General features: G+C 60.0%; 14 protein-coding genes. 4 read left to right on the top strand and 10 right to left on the bottom strand.

Features of this window, described 5'->3' with window-relative positions:
• Positions 1-20: 20 nt before the first annotated feature.
• The 9 genes from panC to dksA form a co-directional block, all read right to left on the bottom strand.
• Positions 21-881 (bottom strand): pantoate--beta-alanine ligase, encoded by an 861-nt coding sequence (gene panC / locus ACM6IN_RS23555; protein ID WP_007909915.1) that lies wholly within the window; start codon positions 879-881, stop codon positions 21-23.
• A complete protein-coding gene (panB, locus tag ACM6IN_RS23560; protein WP_007909916.1) occupies positions 878-1,678 on the bottom strand; it encodes a 3-methyl-2-oxobutanoate hydroxymethyltransferase in 801 nt (266 codons plus the stop codon). The genes panC and panB overlap by 4 nt, the downstream gene beginning before the upstream one ends.
• 389 nt (positions 1,679-2,067) lie before the next feature.
• Entirely contained in the window at positions 2,068-2,553 is a 486-nt protein-coding gene (folK, locus tag ACM6IN_RS23565) for a 2-amino-4-hydroxy-6-hydroxymethyldihydropteridine diphosphokinase (protein ID WP_007909917.1), read from the bottom strand.
• 4 nt (positions 2,554-2,557) lie between these two features.
• Positions 2,558-3,961, bottom strand: a complete 1,404-nt coding sequence (locus ACM6IN_RS23570; RefSeq protein WP_007909918.1) for a polynucleotide adenylyltransferase PcnB — start codon at positions 3,959-3,961, stop codon at positions 2,558-2,560.
• Positions 3,962-4,694: 733 nt separating this feature from the next.
• Positions 4,695-6,131 carry a sigma-54-dependent transcriptional regulator gene (locus ACM6IN_RS23575; protein ID WP_007909919.1) on the bottom strand — a complete coding sequence of 479 codons (1,437 nt, stop codon included), beginning with the start codon at positions 6,129-6,131 and terminating at the stop codon, positions 4,695-4,697.
• Between the two features lie 22 nt (positions 6,132-6,153).
• Positions 6,154-9,108, bottom strand: coding sequence for a sensor histidine kinase (locus ACM6IN_RS23580; RefSeq protein ID WP_007909920.1), 2,955 nt, complete (start codon positions 9,106-9,108; stop codon positions 6,154-6,156).
• A complete protein-coding gene (locus ACM6IN_RS23585; RefSeq protein ID WP_003176118.1) occupies positions 9,092-9,268 on the bottom strand; it encodes a hypothetical protein in 177 nt (58 codons plus the stop codon). The genes ACM6IN_RS23580 and ACM6IN_RS23585 overlap by 17 nt, the downstream gene beginning before the upstream one ends.
• Before the next feature lie 77 nt (positions 9,269-9,345).
• A complete protein-coding gene (gluQRS, locus tag ACM6IN_RS23590) occupies positions 9,346-10,242 on the bottom strand; it encodes a tRNA glutamyl-Q(34) synthetase GluQRS (protein WP_007909921.1) in 897 nt (298 codons plus the stop codon).
• Positions 10,243-10,433: 191 nt separating this feature from the next.
• Positions 10,434-10,877, bottom strand: a complete 444-nt coding sequence (gene dksA / locus ACM6IN_RS23595) for an RNA polymerase-binding protein DksA (protein WP_007909922.1) — start codon at positions 10,875-10,877, stop codon at positions 10,434-10,436.
• A gap of 334 nt (positions 10,878-11,211) precedes the next feature.
• On the opposite strand from dksA, the gene ACM6IN_RS23600 reads away from it, so the two are divergent.
• Together ACM6IN_RS23600 and sfsA are read left to right on the top strand one after the other, a co-directional pair.
• Positions 11,212-12,384: a pyridoxal phosphate-dependent aminotransferase gene (locus ACM6IN_RS23600; RefSeq protein ID WP_007909923.1), complete on the top strand. Its 1,173-nt coding sequence runs from the start codon at positions 11,212-11,214 to the stop codon at positions 12,382-12,384.
• Entirely contained in the window at positions 12,384-13,097 is a 714-nt protein-coding gene (gene sfsA, locus ACM6IN_RS23605; RefSeq protein ID WP_007909924.1) for a DNA/RNA nuclease SfsA, read from the top strand. The genes ACM6IN_RS23600 and sfsA overlap by 1 nt, the downstream gene beginning before the upstream one ends.
• Here sfsA and ACM6IN_RS23610 read toward each other — a convergent pair.
• The gene (locus ACM6IN_RS23610; protein WP_095114498.1) at positions 13,094-13,411 is read right to left on the bottom strand and encodes a Rieske (2Fe-2S) protein; all 318 of its coding nucleotides are present in this window, start codon (positions 13,409-13,411) and stop codon (positions 13,094-13,096) included. The two genes, sfsA and ACM6IN_RS23610, sit on opposite strands and share 4 nt — an antisense overlap.
• A gap of 165 nt (positions 13,412-13,576) precedes the next feature.
• Here ACM6IN_RS23610 and ACM6IN_RS23615 point away from each other — a divergent pair, with 165 nt between their 5' ends.
• Together ACM6IN_RS23615 and ACM6IN_RS23620 are read left to right on the top strand one after the other, a co-directional pair.
• Positions 13,577-14,449, top strand: a complete 873-nt coding sequence (locus tag ACM6IN_RS23615; RefSeq protein WP_414916785.1) for a heme/hemin ABC transporter substrate-binding protein — start codon at positions 13,577-13,579, stop codon at positions 14,447-14,449.
• A 50-nt stretch (positions 14,450-14,499) separates the two neighbouring features.
• Entirely contained in the window at positions 14,500-15,483 is a 984-nt protein-coding gene (locus tag ACM6IN_RS23620) for a FecCD family ABC transporter permease (RefSeq protein ID WP_185051973.1), read from the top strand.
• Positions 15,484-15,526: the final 43 nt, after the last annotated feature.

Genomic DNA, 15,526 nt, shown 5'->3' on the forward strand with positions numbered 1-15,526 from the left:
AGGGGGTATTGCGGTGTAGGTTAAACCGGGGTATCGAGATTCAGGTGCAGGTTATCGATCAACCGCGTGGTGCCGAGGAATGCGGCCACCAGAATCACCAGATCACGGTCTTCAGCCGTCGCCGGACGCAGGGTCAGGGCGTGGCGGATTTCCAGGTAATCCGGACGCAACCCAGATGCCTCCAGCAGTTGCTGCTGAGCACTGATCAACGCCGGGAAATCCCGTTCGCCTTGCTTGATCGACTCGGCAATGTTGCTCAGGCTGCGATAAACCACCGGGGCCACCGCACGTTGTTCTTCGCTGAGGAAGCCATTGCGCGAGGACAGCGCCAGGCCGTCGGCGGCACGCACAGTCGGTTCGCCAATGATCTGGATCGGCATGTTCAAGTCGTGCACCAGGGCACGGATCACGGCCAGTTGCTGATAATCCTTCTGGCCGAAAATCGCCAAATCCGGCTGGACCATGTTGAACAGCTTGCTGACCACGGTCGCCACGCCTTCAAAGTGCCCCGGACGGCTGGCGCCGCACAGGCCTTCGGACAATTGCGGCACGCTGACCCGAGTCTGCCCGGCCATGCCGTCGGGGTACATTTCTTCGACCGTCGGGGCGAAGAGCAGGGAGCAACCGGCTTCGAGCAGCTTCTCCTGATCCGCTGCCAACGTGCGCGGGTATTTATCGAGGTCTTCACCGGCGCCGAATTGCAGCGGATTGACGAAAATGCTCGCGACCACGAAATCCACACGTTGCGTGGCTTTGGTGATCAGTGCAACGTGACCGCTGTGCAGATTGCCCATGGTCGGCACGAAGCCGATGCGCTTGCCTTCGCTGCGGGCGCGGGCGACAGCGGCGCGCAGTTCGCGTACGGTTTTAACGGTGTTCATGCAGAGAATCCGTGTTCGATGCCAGGGAACGTGGTGGCTTTGACTTCGTTGACGTAAGCCTTCAGCGCGGACTGGATGCTGTCCTGGCCCTGCATGAAGTTCTTCACGAACTTCGGCACGCGACCAGTGATCGACAGGCCGAGCATGTCGTGCAATACCAATACCTGACCGTCGGTGGCGTTACCGGCGCCGATCCCGATCACCGGAATCTTCACTGCCTGGCTGATTTCAGCGGCCAGTTCACTCGGCACGCATTCGAGCAGCAGCATCGCCGCACCGGCCTGTTCCAGCGAAATCGCGTCAGCGCGCATCTGCCGTGCCTGGTTCTCGTTGCGACCCTGCACTTTATAGCCGCCAAGAATGTTCACCGCTTGCGGGGTCAGGCCCATGTGCGCGCACACCGGTACACCGCGTTCGGCGAGCAGACGGATCGACTCGGCGAGCCACAACTGACCTTCGACCTTGACCATGTGCGCACCGGCCTGCATCAGCATGGCGCTGTTGGTCATGGTTTGTTCAAGGGTGGCGTTGGCCATGAACGGCAGGTCGGCGAGGATCAGGGCATCAGTGTTGCCGCGTTTGACGCAAGCGGTGTGGTAGGCCATTTCTGCGGTGGTCACCGGCAACGTGCTGTCGTGACCTTGCAGGACCATGCCGAGGGAGTCGCCCACCAGCAGCACTTCGACACCGGCCTCATTACAGGCGTGGGCGAAGGTCGCGTCATAGCAGGTCAGCATGGTGATCTTTTCACCTTTCTGCTTGAGGCTCTGGAGCGTGGTCAGGGTGATGGCTGGCATGTAAAAAATCCTCGTTCAGGCGCTCTGGAAACTACTGCGAGTAACGCGCGTGATTCTTCATCTACTCAGGCGCACGCTCTTTTGTCGTGCTTATAAGGCCTGGATTGCGCCCGTATGTGCCGGGTTGGCGGCAGCGGGACGCCTATAGTCGTGATGAGCCAACAGGAAGTCAATTGCGTGTGTTACCGCATTGTTACGAGGGGAGTGTTACCGCCGTTACTGATGCGATTCAGCGGCGCGGCGGGCCTGATTCGAGGGTTTTTTGTCCGACAATAAATCTGGATATGGAAAGCTATTGCTGTAGGAGCTGCGGAACGCTGCGATTTTTTGATCTTGATTTTGAAGATCAAAAGATCGCAGCGTTCCGCAGCTCCTACAAGGGATTTATGTCAGGCGTGGGGGAGGCGTTCCAAGCCGACGAACGGGCAGGCTGCCAGCAGATCGGAGAGGTTGCGGCCATCGGCCAGGCGCAGGTCCTGTGGGGCCAGTTCGGCGAGCGGATACAACACGAACGCGCGTTCCTGAATCTGGTAATGCGGGACTTTCAGGCGCGGCTCGTCGATCAGTTGATCGCCGAACAGCAGAATATCCAGATCCAGCGTACGAGGCCCCCAACGCTCAAGGCGTTCGCGACCTTGATCGTTTTCGATGGCTTGCAGCGCGTCGAGCAGTGCAATCGGCGCAAGATCGCTGTCGAGCGCCGCGACCGCGTTGGTGTAACGCGGCTGGCCCGGCAGCAATGAATCGCTTTGATAAAAGGCAGAAACGCCAGCGAGCAGGGTCTGCGGCAATTGCCCCAGCGCCTCGACGGCGCTGCGCAACTGTTCGGCCGGGTCAGCGAGGTTGCTGCCCATGCCGATGTAGATGCGTTCCATGCCTTTACTCGCCTGTCGAAGCGCTCGGTGCGCCGGCGCGTTTGCGCTTGGAACCGCTGCTGCGGCGACGTTTGCGCGGCGCGCCACTGGCGTCATCACCTTTACCGCTGAGGTCGCGGATCATGTCGCGGCGCTCGCTGTCGTTGGCGTCCTGATAATCCGTCCACCATTCGCCCAGGCCATCGGTTTCCTCGCCAGCGCTTTCACGCAGCAGCAGGAAGTCGTAACCGGCACGGAAACGCGGGTTGTCCAGCAACAGGTCGGCACGTTTGCCGCTGCGCCGTGGCAGACGCTCCTGCATGTCCCAGATCTCGCGGATCGGCATGGTAAAACGCTTCGGAATCGCAATGCGCTGGCACTGTTCGGCGATCAGTTCGTGAGCGCCTTCCTGCATCGCCGGAATCGGCGGCATGCCACGTTCTTGCAGACGCAGCACGCGGGCCGGCAAAGCAGGCCACAACAGCGCGGCAAACAGGAACGCCGGGGTCACCGGTTTGTTCTGCTTGATGCGCAGGTCGGTGTTGGTCAGCGCTTCGCTGATCAGCGTGTGCGTGTACTCCGGGTTGTGTTCCAGCGCATCGGCACTGGCCGGGAACAATGGGGCGAACAGCTGCAGATCAACCAGCATTTCGAAAGTGATCGCGCCGTGCCCGGAGAGGAACAGCTTGAGCACTTCTTCGAACAGACGCGCCGACGGGATCTCGCGCAGCATTGGCGCCAGTTCACGGATCGGCTGCACGGTGTGCTTTTCAATGCCGAAATTGAGCTTGGCGGCGAAACGCACCGCGCGCAGCATGCGCACCGGGTCTTCCTGGTAACGCTGCTTCGGATCACCGATCAAGCGGATCAGGTGGTTGCGGATATCGTGTACGCCGTTGGCGTAATCGAGGATGCGCTCGCTGACCGGATCGTAATACAGGGCGTTGATGGTGAAGTCGCGGCGTTGCGCGTCTTCTTCCAGGGTGCCGTAAACGTTGTCGCGCAGAATCCGCCCGCTCTCGTTACGCGAAGACTGATTGCTGTCTTCGTCGTCTTCGTTGACCGGGTGGTTGGCGCGGAAGGTCGCGACTTCGATGATTTCGCGGCCGAAATGGATATGCACCAATTTGAAGCGGCGACCGATGATCCGCGCATTGCGGAATTCGGCACGGACTTGCTCGGGGGTGGCGCTGGTGGCGACGTCGAAATCCTTGGGCGTGATGCCCAGCAGCATGTCACGCACGCAACCGCCGACCAGATAAGCCTGGTAACCGGCACCTTGCAGGCGTTCGACGATATTCACCGCATAGCGGCTGAATTGCGTTTTCTGCAGCGAATGTTGGCCGCTGTTGAGCACTTCAGGGGTGCTGCGGATGTGTTGCGTACGACGCACGGGAGCTCGGAATGACTGGAACAACTTCTTCAGCATGGGATGCACTGTTTGAAGGAATGTTCGGCCATACCAAAGAATGACCGCATGATGGGCGCAGATTCTAGCATTTAGTCGGGGGATGGTGTAGGACACGGCCGATTTGAGCTGCAAGCCGCAGGCTACAGGCATCGCGCACGGTAAAAAGGGGGGATTTTGCTACGAGGAGAAACTACAAGGGGAGCCGAAGCTCCCCAAGAAGTAGTTGCGTGCTCTTTTTATTATTGATTCGGGCTTCTTGTTTTTGTTGAGTGCCCTCGCCACGAAGTGTTTCCCTCGTGACCCTCCCAATCGGGAGCCAAGAGCAAACGGATTGCTTTGGTCGCTGAATTGCAGTGATCTCTCGATCCAACCAGTACAGGCTCTGTCTTAGGACAGTTTTTGTTGTTCTCGGCCTGGTCGTGGGGCAAGCCCCAAATACAACGCCTCTCCAAAAGAATCAGTTAGCTGCGCCTCTCGCCGTCTTGTTTTTATTGTGCGTGAGTCGATTCGTCTTATTTTTATTGTCTTGTGCATTGCTTGTTATTGTTCTTGTACTGAACATATAGCAGGTGCCGTGCCAACTTTTGCGAAACCCAATAAAACAAGGGGTTAGGTCGATATAACCGTTTTGTCGGGGCGAAAAAAAGCCGGGGTTTCGTTACCGATAACCCCGGCTTCTGTTACGTGAATCGACTGAGGTAACAGTTTTTTCACATCTTCAAGCGTTACCCGCACACTCGACAGGTAACGTTCAGCTCTCGCTGGCGACCCCGGTCTTGCGCCGCGGAATGCCCAGACGCTGACGGCGTTCCCACAGGCATTTACGGCTGACGCCCAGTTTGCGCGCCAGTTCGGTCTCGGTCATGTGGTCCTGATGCTCGAGGACGAAGTGCTGGAAGTAGTCTTCCAGCGACAGGTCTTCGGTCGGCTCATGGCTGCTGTTGCTGGCGTTACCGCCCGTTTGCGGTGGCAGACCGATGAACTCGTCGTCTTCCAGATCGCTCAGCTCGATATCGATGCCCAGCAGATCGGCGGAGATTTCCGGGCTTTCGCTCAGAATCACTGCGCGCTCGACCGCGTTCTCCAGCTCACGCACGTTACCCGGCCAGGAATAATGCCGGATCGCCTGTTCGGCATCCGCAGCAAACTTAAGGTCGGTACGGTTGATGCGCGCGCTCTGGCGAGCGAGGAAAGCCGTGGCGATCTCATTGACGTCGGCACCGCGCTCGCGCAAGGCCGGCAGTTTCAGTGCGATCACATGCAGACGGTAATAAAGGTCTTCACGGAACTGGCCGATTTTCGCCAGGCTCTTGAGATCCCGGTGAGTCGCCGCGATCAGGCGCACATCGACTTTCTGCGACTGCACCGAGCCAACCCGGCGAATCTCGCCTTCCTGCAACACGCGCAGCAGGCGGGCCTGGGCTTCCAGTGGCAGCTCACCGATTTCGTCAAGGAACAAGGTGCCGCCGTCCGCCGCTTCAACCAGACCGGCACGCCCGGCGCTGGCGCCAGTGAATGCGCCTTTCTCATGGCCGAACAGTTCGGACTCGATCAGGCTTTCCGGAATGGCTGCGCAGTTCACCGAAATCATCGGCGCCTTGGCACGTTTCGAGAGGTTGTGCAGGGCGCGGGCCACCAGTTCCTTACCGGTGCCGGACTCGCCCTGGATCAACACATTGGAATCGGTCGGCGCGACTTTGCGGATCTTGCTGTACAGATCCTGCATCGGCGGGCAGGAGCCGATGATGCCGATTTCGCCGTTGCTGTTGTCGACGGCGGATTTACCGCTGCCATTGGCCGGTTTGCTGGCAACCGCTTCGCCGGCCGCCGGTGCCGATTGGCGATCACGCAGGATCCGCGCGACAGCCTGAAGCATTTCATCGTGGTCGAAAGGCTTGGCGATGTAGTCCACCGCGCCCATCTTCATCGAGTCGACCGCCGAGCGCAGGCTGGCGTAACTGGTCATGATCAGCACCGGTGTGCCCTGGCCGAGCTTGATCAGCTCGGTGCCCGGCGCACCCGGCAAGCGCAGATCGCTGACGATCAGATCGAACGTAGGAATGGTGAAGCGTTCTTGTGCTTCCTGCACTGAACCGGCTTCGCTGACCTGGTACTGATTACGTTCCAGCAGGCGGCGCAAGGCGGAGCGGATAATTGTTTCGTCTTCGACGATCAAAATGTGCGGCATTGATTCGATACTCTCGACGGTCTCAGTTCACAGCGGACGTCGCTTCGACATGACGCGGTAAGGTCACCCGGATACGGGTGCCGCGTTGGCTTTGTACATCAGCCGGGCTGTCGATGGTGATTTGTCCATAATGCTCTTCAACGATGGAATAGACCAGTGCAAGGCCCAGACCGGTGCCTTCGCCAGGATCCTTGGTGGTGAAGAAGGGTTCGAACAATCGGTCCATGATGTTCTTCGGAATTCCGCTGCCTTCGTCCTCCACGATCAGATCGACCGTGTGTTCGCCGGCTTCGCTCTTGACCCGCACCGCACTGTGCGGCGGCGAGGCGTCGCGGGCGTTGGAGAGCAGATTGATCAGTACCTGGGCGAGCCGCTGCGGGTCACCTTCGACCCAGTGATCGGGGTCGCACAGGTTGTAGAACTGCACTTCGAAATTGCGTCGGTTCAGCGCCAGCAGGCCAATAGCATCCTGGGCAACTTCGGCCAGACAAACGGGTTCATCGCTGTGCTGATGGCTGCCGGCGTGAGCGAAGCTCATCAGCGACTGGACGATGCGTGACACGCGTTTGGTCTGTTCAAGAATCTGCCCGCTGATTTCCGTCAGTTCGCCGTCGTCTTCACGCTCTTCGCGCAGGTTCTGCGCCAGGCAAGCGATGCCGGTGATCGGGTTGCCGATTTCGTGGGCCACACCGGCCGCGAGGCGACCGATGCTGGCCAGGCGCTCGGAGTGCACCAGTTTGTCTTCGAGCATCTGGGTTTCGGTCAAATCCTCGACCAGTAACACCAAGCCACTGTTACCCGGCGCCAATGGCTCATCGATGGCGGCTTTGTGCAGGTTCAGCCAGCGCGTCTGACCGTCGAGGGCCAGATGTTGTTTGTGCAAATGCTCGTCGGGCAGGTTGATGAAGCCTTGCAGCAATTCCTTCCACGGCTCGCCGATAGTGCTCAGGCGTGAACCGACCACACGCTGCGCGGCGATCCCGGTGAGTTCTTCCATGGCCTTGTTCCACATCAGGATCTCTTGATCCTTGGCCAGCGAGCAGACGCCCATCGGCAGTTCCTGCAAGGTCTGGCGGTGGTAACGACGCAGGGCATCGAGTTCGGCGGCCAGGCCTGTGAGGCGCGAGTGGTAATCCTCGAGACGGCTTTCGATGAAGTGGATGTCTTCGGTCACATAGTTTTCGCCGCCGGCCTTGTAGGGCAGGAAGGTTTCGACCATGTCCTGCGCCACGCTCGGGCCCATCAGGCCGGAGAGGTTGGCTTCGATGCGGTCGCGCAAACGACGCAAGGCGTACGGGCGGCGTTCGTCGAAAGGCAGATAGAGGTCACGCAGCGCTTGCTCGACCTCCTTCTGCGCAGCCTTGGCGCCCAACGGTTTCGCCAGTTGTGTGGCGAATTCCTGGGGCGAGGCAGCGTGCAGTTCGCGGCGTTGCGGGCGCCGGACGTTATCCACAGCGCAGGCTTCGGCGGCGCTGGCTTCTTCGGGGCTGGCGTTGGTGAACAGCGAGATCAGCGTGAACATCAAGACGTTGGCGGCGAGCGAGGCGATGGCCGCCATGTGCCAACTGGTGTCGTCGAGTACGTAAATCATGTTCAGCAGCGGGATGTAGAAACCCTGCAGATTGCCGACCAGCGGCAGCAGCATGGTCACTACCCAGACCAGAATCCCCGCCAGCAGACCGGCGATAAAGCCGCGCCGGTTGGCGGTCGGCCAGTACAGCACCGACAACACGCCGGGCAGGAATTGCAGGGTCGCCACAAACGCAACGATGCCGAGGTTGGCCAGATCCTGTTCGGCGCCGAGCATCAGATAGAAACCGAAACCAGCCATGATGATCGCGACGATCAGCGCGCGGCGGGTCCACTTCAGCCAACGGTAGATATTGCCTTCGGCCGGCGGTTGATAAAGCGGCAGCACCAAGTGGTTCAGCGCCATGCCCGACAACGCGAGCGTGGTCACAATGATCAATCCGCTGGCCGCCGATAAGCCACCGACGTAAGCCAGCAAGGCCAGCGGTTTGCTGTTGGCGGCGATGCCGATGCCGAGGGTGAAGTATTCCGGATTGGTCGTTGCACCGAGCTTGAGCCCGGCCCAGAGGATCAGTGGTACTGCCAGACTCATCAGCAGCAGGAACAGCGGCAAACCCCAGCTCGCACTGACCAGCGAGCGCGGATTGAGGTTTTCGGTAAAGGTCATGTGATACATGTGCGGCATCACGATCGCCGAGGCGAAGAACACCAGCAGCAACGTGCGCCACGGGCCTTCCTGCAATGGCGTGTGCAGGGCGGCGAGGGCGGTCTGGTTCTGCAGCAGCCACAGCTCAAGTTGCTGCGGGCCGTCGAACACACCATACAGCGCATACAAACCGACGCCGCCGAGAGCGATCAGTTTGATCACCGACTCAAAGGCGATCGCAAATACCAGTCCTTCGTGCTTCTCACGGGTAGCGATATGCCGGGAACCAAAAAAAATCGTGAACAGAATGATCAGCGCACAGAACGCCAACGCCACGCGGCTCTGGATCGGCTCGCCGGTCAGAATGCCGATGGAGTCGGCCACCGCCTGAATCTGCAACGCCAACAGCGGCAGTACGCCGATCAGCATGAAAATCGTGGTCAGCGCGCCGGCCCAGGTGCTGCGAAAGCGGAACGCGAACAGATCCGCCAGCGACGACAGTTGATAGGTGCGGGTGATCTTCAGGATCGGATAAAGCAACACCGGCGCCAGCAGAAACGCGCCGGACACGCCGAGGTAACTGGAGAGAAAGCCGTAGCCGTACTGATAGGCGAGGCCGACCGTGCCGTAAAACGCCCAGGCACTGGCGTAAACACCCAGTGACAGGGTGTAGGTCAACGGGTGGCGAATGATCGCGCGCGGGATCATGCCCCGTTCGCTGATCCAGGCAACGCCGAACAGCACCGCCAGGTACGCGGCGCTGACCAGGATCATCTGGGTCAGGCTAAAGCTCATCGGCATCTTTTTGGCTCTGCAGGATGAAGGTCACGACTATGAGGATCAGCCAGAGCAGATACGGGCGATACCAGGCGCCCGTAGCGTCGATCCACCAATCCATGATGGCGGGGGAAAACAGGTAGATCCCCACGACTAAAAGCAGGACCAAGCGATAGATGTACATCCCGGCCTCTCTTTTTTATGCGCGTGCCCGAAAACGTGCGGCGATGGTAACGGATGGGCGCACGACTGCAAGTGTCGTCATAGCAGTTGCGCTTCGGGCAGCGTCAGTGTGCGCGGGATCTGTGTGGCATCCCAGTGTGCGCTGCCCCACGCCAGCAACTCTTGCGGCGAGGCGTGAGCCAGTTCGGCGCCTGGGTTTTGCCCCAGTGCGCGCAGGGCTCGCAGCAACAATGGCGTGGCTTGATCGGCTTGTAGCGGCGGCGAGCGGTAGGACTTGCCGAGCTTGTTGCCGTCCGGTTGGATAATCAGCGGCAAGTGCAGGTAACGCGGTTGGCGCAAGCCGAGCAATTCTTGCAGATAGAGTTGGCGTGGGGTCGAGTCGAGCAGGTCGGCACCGCGCACGATGTCGGTGACGCCTTGCCAGGCATCATCGAGGACCACGGCCAGTTGATAGGCGTAGAGGCCGTCGCGGCGACGGATCACGAAATCGCCGACGTCGCGGCCCAGATGCTGGCGGTATTCGCCCTGAACACGATCGATGAAGTGGTATTCCAGTTCCGGCACGCGCAGGCGGATCGCCGCGTCTTGCTGATCGTGACCGGCATTGCGGCACAGGCCCGGATAGATGCCGTTGTACGCTTCGAGCTGTTTGCGCGAGCAGGTGCAAGCGTAGGCCAGGCCATGATTGAACAGGCTGTTGAGCACTTCGGCGTAAGCATCGTGGCGATCGCTCTGGCGCACCATGTCGCCGTCCCATTCAAAGCCGTAACTCTCCAGCGCCTTGAGGATCGCCACCTGCGCACCGGGTTCTTCACGGGGCGGATCGAGATCTTCCATGCGCACCAGCCAGCGACCACCGACCGAACGGGCGTCGAGGTAGGAGGCGAGGGCGGCAACCAGCGAACCGAAGTGCAGGTGGCCACTCGGGGTTGGGGCGAAGCGGCCGATGTAGGCGGGGGATGTTTTGGCAGTCATGGAGACGAAGCTACTTTTCAGGCTATACGCAGGTCAACCTGTGGGAGCGAGCCTGCTCGCGATAGCGTAATTTCAGACGATTAAATGCTGAATGACACACCGATTTCGCGAGCAGGCTCACTCCTACAAAAGGCAAAAGGCAGAAACAAAAACGGAGCGTTCGCACGCTCCGTTTTTCGTTCAGGTCGAGATTACTTGCCGACCTGCTTTTCCTTGATCTCAGCCAGGTTCTTGCAGTCGACGCACATGTCGGCAGTAGGACGGGCTTCAAGGCGCTTGACGCCGATCTCGATGCCGCACGAATCGCACCAGCCGTATTCGCCGTCTTCGATCAGTTGCAGTGTCTTGTCGATCTTCTTGATCAGCTTGCGCTCGCGATCACGGGCACGCAGTTCAAGGGCGAACTCTTCTTCCTGACTGGCACGGTCGGCCGGGTCGGGAAAGTTGGCCGCTTCGTCCTTCATGTGATCAACAGTTCGGTCGACTTCCTGCATCAAGTCCAGTTTCCACTTGGTCAGGATCTTGGTGAAGTGCGCGCGCATGGGTTTGCCCATGTACTCTTCGTCTTTGGCCTGAACATAAGGTTCGAAGCCGCTGATCGCCGTTTGCTGCTGTTGCTTTGCTTGGGTGGGCATGAAATGGACCGCCTCTACTCTTGTAATCCATTGCGCAGGATTGCTCCATCACCGACACCTGCCGGCCCTGCGGCTGCAAGCGGGCGAACTTACCAGATCAAATCGGCCTGCGCTACTCCCGGATGTCGAGGCCCCGGCGGGTGGCGCTTGCAAATGTTTGGCAAGCCGTGTCTGGTGGTGTTGAAGACCTGTTCAATCACTGATTTTAGTCAATCCTGGAGCGTACGTGCGTATCGTTACAGTCCAGCGTTCTTGAGGCTGTGACCGCTGCGGGTTCTCGCTCGTTCCGGCAGATGGGTAGAATCGTCTCTTTTTCCCTGCCGAAGGAAAACCAATGGCTCAGCCTTACAGTGCGCGCAGTCGTGCGATCGAACCGTTCCATGTGATGGCGCTGCTGGCGCGGGCCAATGAGTTACAGGCTGAAGGTCATGATGTCATCCATCTGGAAATCGGTGAGCCAGACTTCACTACCGCTGAACCGATCATTCGTGCCGGGCAAGCGGCGCTGACGGCGGGCAAGACCCGTTACACCGCTGCGCGCGGCATTCCGGAACTGCGCGAGGCAATCGCCGGGTTTTATCAATCGCGTTATGGCTTGAATATCGACCCACGGCGGATTCTGATTACACCGGGCGGTTCCGGTGCGCTGTTGCTGGCCAGCGCGTTGCTGGTCGATCCCGGTAAACACTGGCTGCTGGCGGATCCGGGTTACCCGTGCAACCGGCACTTCCTGCGTTTGGTCGAAGGTGCGGCGCAGTTGGTGCCGGTGGGTCCGGACGTGCGTTATCAACTGACTCCTGATCTGGTCGAGCGGCATTGGGATCACGACAGCGTCGGCGCACTGGTGGCTTCGCCGGCCAACCCGACCGGGACGATCCTGACACGCGATGAGCTGGCCGGGTTATCCACAGCCATCAAGGCGAAACACGGGCATCTGGTGGTGGACGAGATCTATCACGGTCTGACCTACGGCACCGATGCCGCCAGCGTGCTGGAAGTCGATGACAGCGCTTTTGTGTTGAACAGTTTCTCCAAGTATTTCGGCATGACCGGCTGGCGTCTCGGCTGGCTGGTGGCGCCGGACGCGGCGGTCAGCGAGCTGGAAAAACTCGCGCAGAACCTCTACATCAGTGCACCGAGCATGGCGCAATATGCGGCGTTGGCCTGTTTCGAGCCGGATACTATTGCGATTCTTGAAGAGCGTCGTGCCGAATTCGGCCGTCGCCGGGATTTCCTCCTGCCAGCGTTGCGCGAGTTGGGTTTCAACATCGCCGTGGAGCCGGAAGGCGCTTTCTATCTCTACGCCGATATCAGCCAGTTCGGCGGCGATGCCTTCGCGTTCTGCCGACATTTCCTCGAAACCGAGCATGTGGCGTTCACCCCGGGTCTGGATTTCGGTCGCTATCAGGCCAGTCACCATGTGCGTTTTGCCTACACGCAAAACCTCCCGCGCTTACAGGAAGCGGTGGAGCGAATCGCCCGTGGCTTGAAGAGCTGGCAAGGCTGATGCGCTTTTATCCACCTCTGGAAGAGGCGCGACTGATCCGGCGTTACAAGCGTTTTCTCGCCGATATCGAAACCGTTGGCGGCGAGTTGCTGACCATTCACTGCCCGAACACCGGTTCGATGCTCAATTGTCAGGTCGAGGGTGGGCAGGTCTGGTTCAGTCGCTCCAACGATCCGAAACGTAAGTTGCCCGGTACATGGGAAATCGGTGAAACCCCGCAAGGCCGGTTGTTTTGCGTGAATACAGCGCGGGCTAATGGACTGGTCGAAGAGGCGTTGCAGGCGGGTGTCATCAGCGAGCTGAACGGCTTTACCGCGTTGAAACGTGAAGTCGCTTACGGGCAGGAAAAGAGCCGTATCGATTTCCGTCTCGAATACCCGAGTGGCCCGGCCTATGTAGAGGTGAAAAGCGTCACCCTGGGCTTCGACGGTACTGCGGTGGCAGCATTTCCCGATGCCGTGACCCAGCGTGGCGCCAAGCATCTGCGGGAGTTGGCGCATCTGGCACGGGACGGGATTCGCGCGGTGCAGTTGTACTGCGTCAATCTGAGCGGGATTGACGCGGTGCGGCCGGCGAAGGAAATCGATTCGGCGTACGCCGATGCACTTCTCGAAGCAGTGGCCTGCGGCGTTGAGGTGCTGGCGTATGGCGTGCGGCTGGACCATGAAGAGATGGTCATCGACCGGCGTCTCGACGTGTTACTCAACGGTTAAACATCGATCCACAGGCCTTGGGCGTCTTCGCGGCAGGGGATGGCGGTGAGTGATTGCCCGGCGCAGGGGCCAGCGACGCATTCGCCGTCCTCGATCAGAAACAGTGCGCCGTGGGTGGCGCACTGGATCAGGCTGTTGCTCGGGTCGAGAAACTGGTCTGGCTGCCATTCCAGCCCGACGCCGCGATGCGGGCAGCGATTGAGGTAGACATACGCCTGGCCGCTGCGGCGCACGGCGAACAGTTTGTTGCCGTCGATCTCAAAACCACGGCTTTTCGCTTCAGCCAGGTCGGCGCCCGCGCAGAGAAACTTCATGACTATCCTCTAGTGTCCGCTCGTGTCTGGATATGTCCGAGCTTGACGTTTAAATGCAAACAATTATCAAATGGCGGCCTTCACCCGCAGGCGTCTGGCAGATGTCGAGGATACTTGGCCTGCCATCCTGATGCCCGGGAAAAACCTTATTCAAGGAAGCTGTGTATGCGCCTGAGTACCCGCGTTGCCGCGCTGTGTGTCGGACTTTTGGTCAGCCACCAGGCTGCAGCGGCTGATTTGCCGCAACGTTGGGTCAGTGCCGGCGGTGCGCTGTCGGAGTGGGTCAGTGCGTTGGGCGGCGAATCGAAACTGGTCGGCGTCGATACCACCAGCCAGCACCCGGAGTCGTTGAAGGCGCTGCCGAGCATTGGTTATCAGCGCAGCCTTTCGGCTGAGGGCATTCTCAGTCTGCGTCCGGATATCTTGATTGGCACTGAAGAAATGGGCCCGCCGCCGGTTCTGTCGCAAGTCAAAGCGGCCAAGGTTCAGGTGGTGTTGTTCTCGGCTCAACCGGATCTGCCGACGCTGGAGAAAAACGTTACTCATTTGGGCCAATTGCTCGGCGCCGAGCCGAAGGCTGCGCAGTTGCTGCAAACTTATCAACAGCAGCTCGATGCGCAGAAGGCGCGTGTTGTTCAAGTGCAGAGCAAACAAAAGGCGCCGGGCGTGTTGCTGTTGCTCGGGCATGCGGGCGGCAAACCGTTGATCGCCGGCAAGGACACTGCCGCCGACTGGCTGTTGCAGCAGGCCGGGGGGCGTAACCTGGCGACGCACACCGGTTACAAACCGTTCTCCGTGGAATCCCTCGCCAGCCTCGATCCTGAAGTGCTGGTGTTCGCCGACCGTGCGTTGACCGGTGAGCCGGCGAAAGCAGCGCTGTTCAAGGAAAATCCGATTCTCAGTTCCAGCCGCGCGGCCAAGGCCGGGCGCGTGCTGGAGCTTGACCCGACTTTGCTGGTCGGCGGCCTCGGGCCACGTTTGCCGGCGGCGCTGAAAAGCCTGACTGACGGTTTCTACCCGGCCAAGAGCGGCCAATGACCACACTGGTAAAACCCCGTGCCTTGTTCATTGGCCTGACACTGCTGTGTTTGCTGGCGATCTGGCTGTCGCTGGCGTTGGGGCCGGTCAGCCTGCCGCTGTTCGATACATTACGCGCGGCGTTACGCATGCTCGGCCTGCCGCTGGCACCGGACGGTCTGGAGCAGGCGGAGCTGATCCTGGGGCAGATTCGTTTGCCGCGTACTTTGCTCGGGCTGGCGGTCGGCGGTGTGTTGGCGTTGTCCGGTGTGGCAATGCAGGGCTTGTTTCGTAACCCGTTAGCGGATCCGGGGCTGGTCGGCGTTTCCAGCGGCGCGGCATTGGGCGCGGCGATCGCGATTGTTGGTGGCTCGTTTTTCGGCGGTCTGCCGGAATGGTTTGGACCGTATCTGTTGTCGGTCTGTGCGTTTCTCGGTGGGTTAGGGGTGACGGCGCTGGTCTATCGACTGGGGCGACGCAACGGCCAGACCAATGTTGCAACCATGTTGCTCGCGGGGATTGCCCTGACGGCGCTGGCCAGTTCGGCCGTCGGCTTGTTCACTTATCTGGCGGATGACGCGACGCTGCGCACGCTGACCTTCTGGAACCTTGGCAGCCTCAATGGCGCCAGTTACGCGCGGCTGTGGCCTTTGCTGATCATCAGCGCCGGTGTCGCATTGTGGTTGCCGCGTCGGGCGAAAGCGCTGAATGCCTTGCTGCTCGGAGAATCCGAGGCCGGACATTTAGGCATCGATGTCGAGCGGCTCAAGCGTGAATTAGTGTTTTGTACGGCGCTGGGGGTTGGCGCCGCAGTGGCGGCAGCCGGGATGATCGGTTTTGTCGGGCTGGTGGTGCCGCATCTGGTGCGCTTGCTGGCGGGGCCGGATCACAAAGTCTTGCTGCCGGCATCGGTGTTGGCGGGGGCGAGCCTGTTGCTGTTGGCTGATCTGGTCGCGCGATTGGCGCTGGCGCCGGCAGAATTGCCGATCGGTATTGTCACCGCGTTTATCGGTGCGCCGTTCTTCCTCTATCTGCTGTTACGAGGGCGCGCCTGATGTTACGTGCACAGGATCTGCACATTCAGCGTGGTCGCAAGAC

It is taken from the genome of Pseudomonas sp. IT-P395, from assembly GCF_949767675.1.
GTDB lineage: Bacteria > Pseudomonadota > Gammaproteobacteria > Pseudomonadales > Pseudomonadaceae > Aquipseudomonas.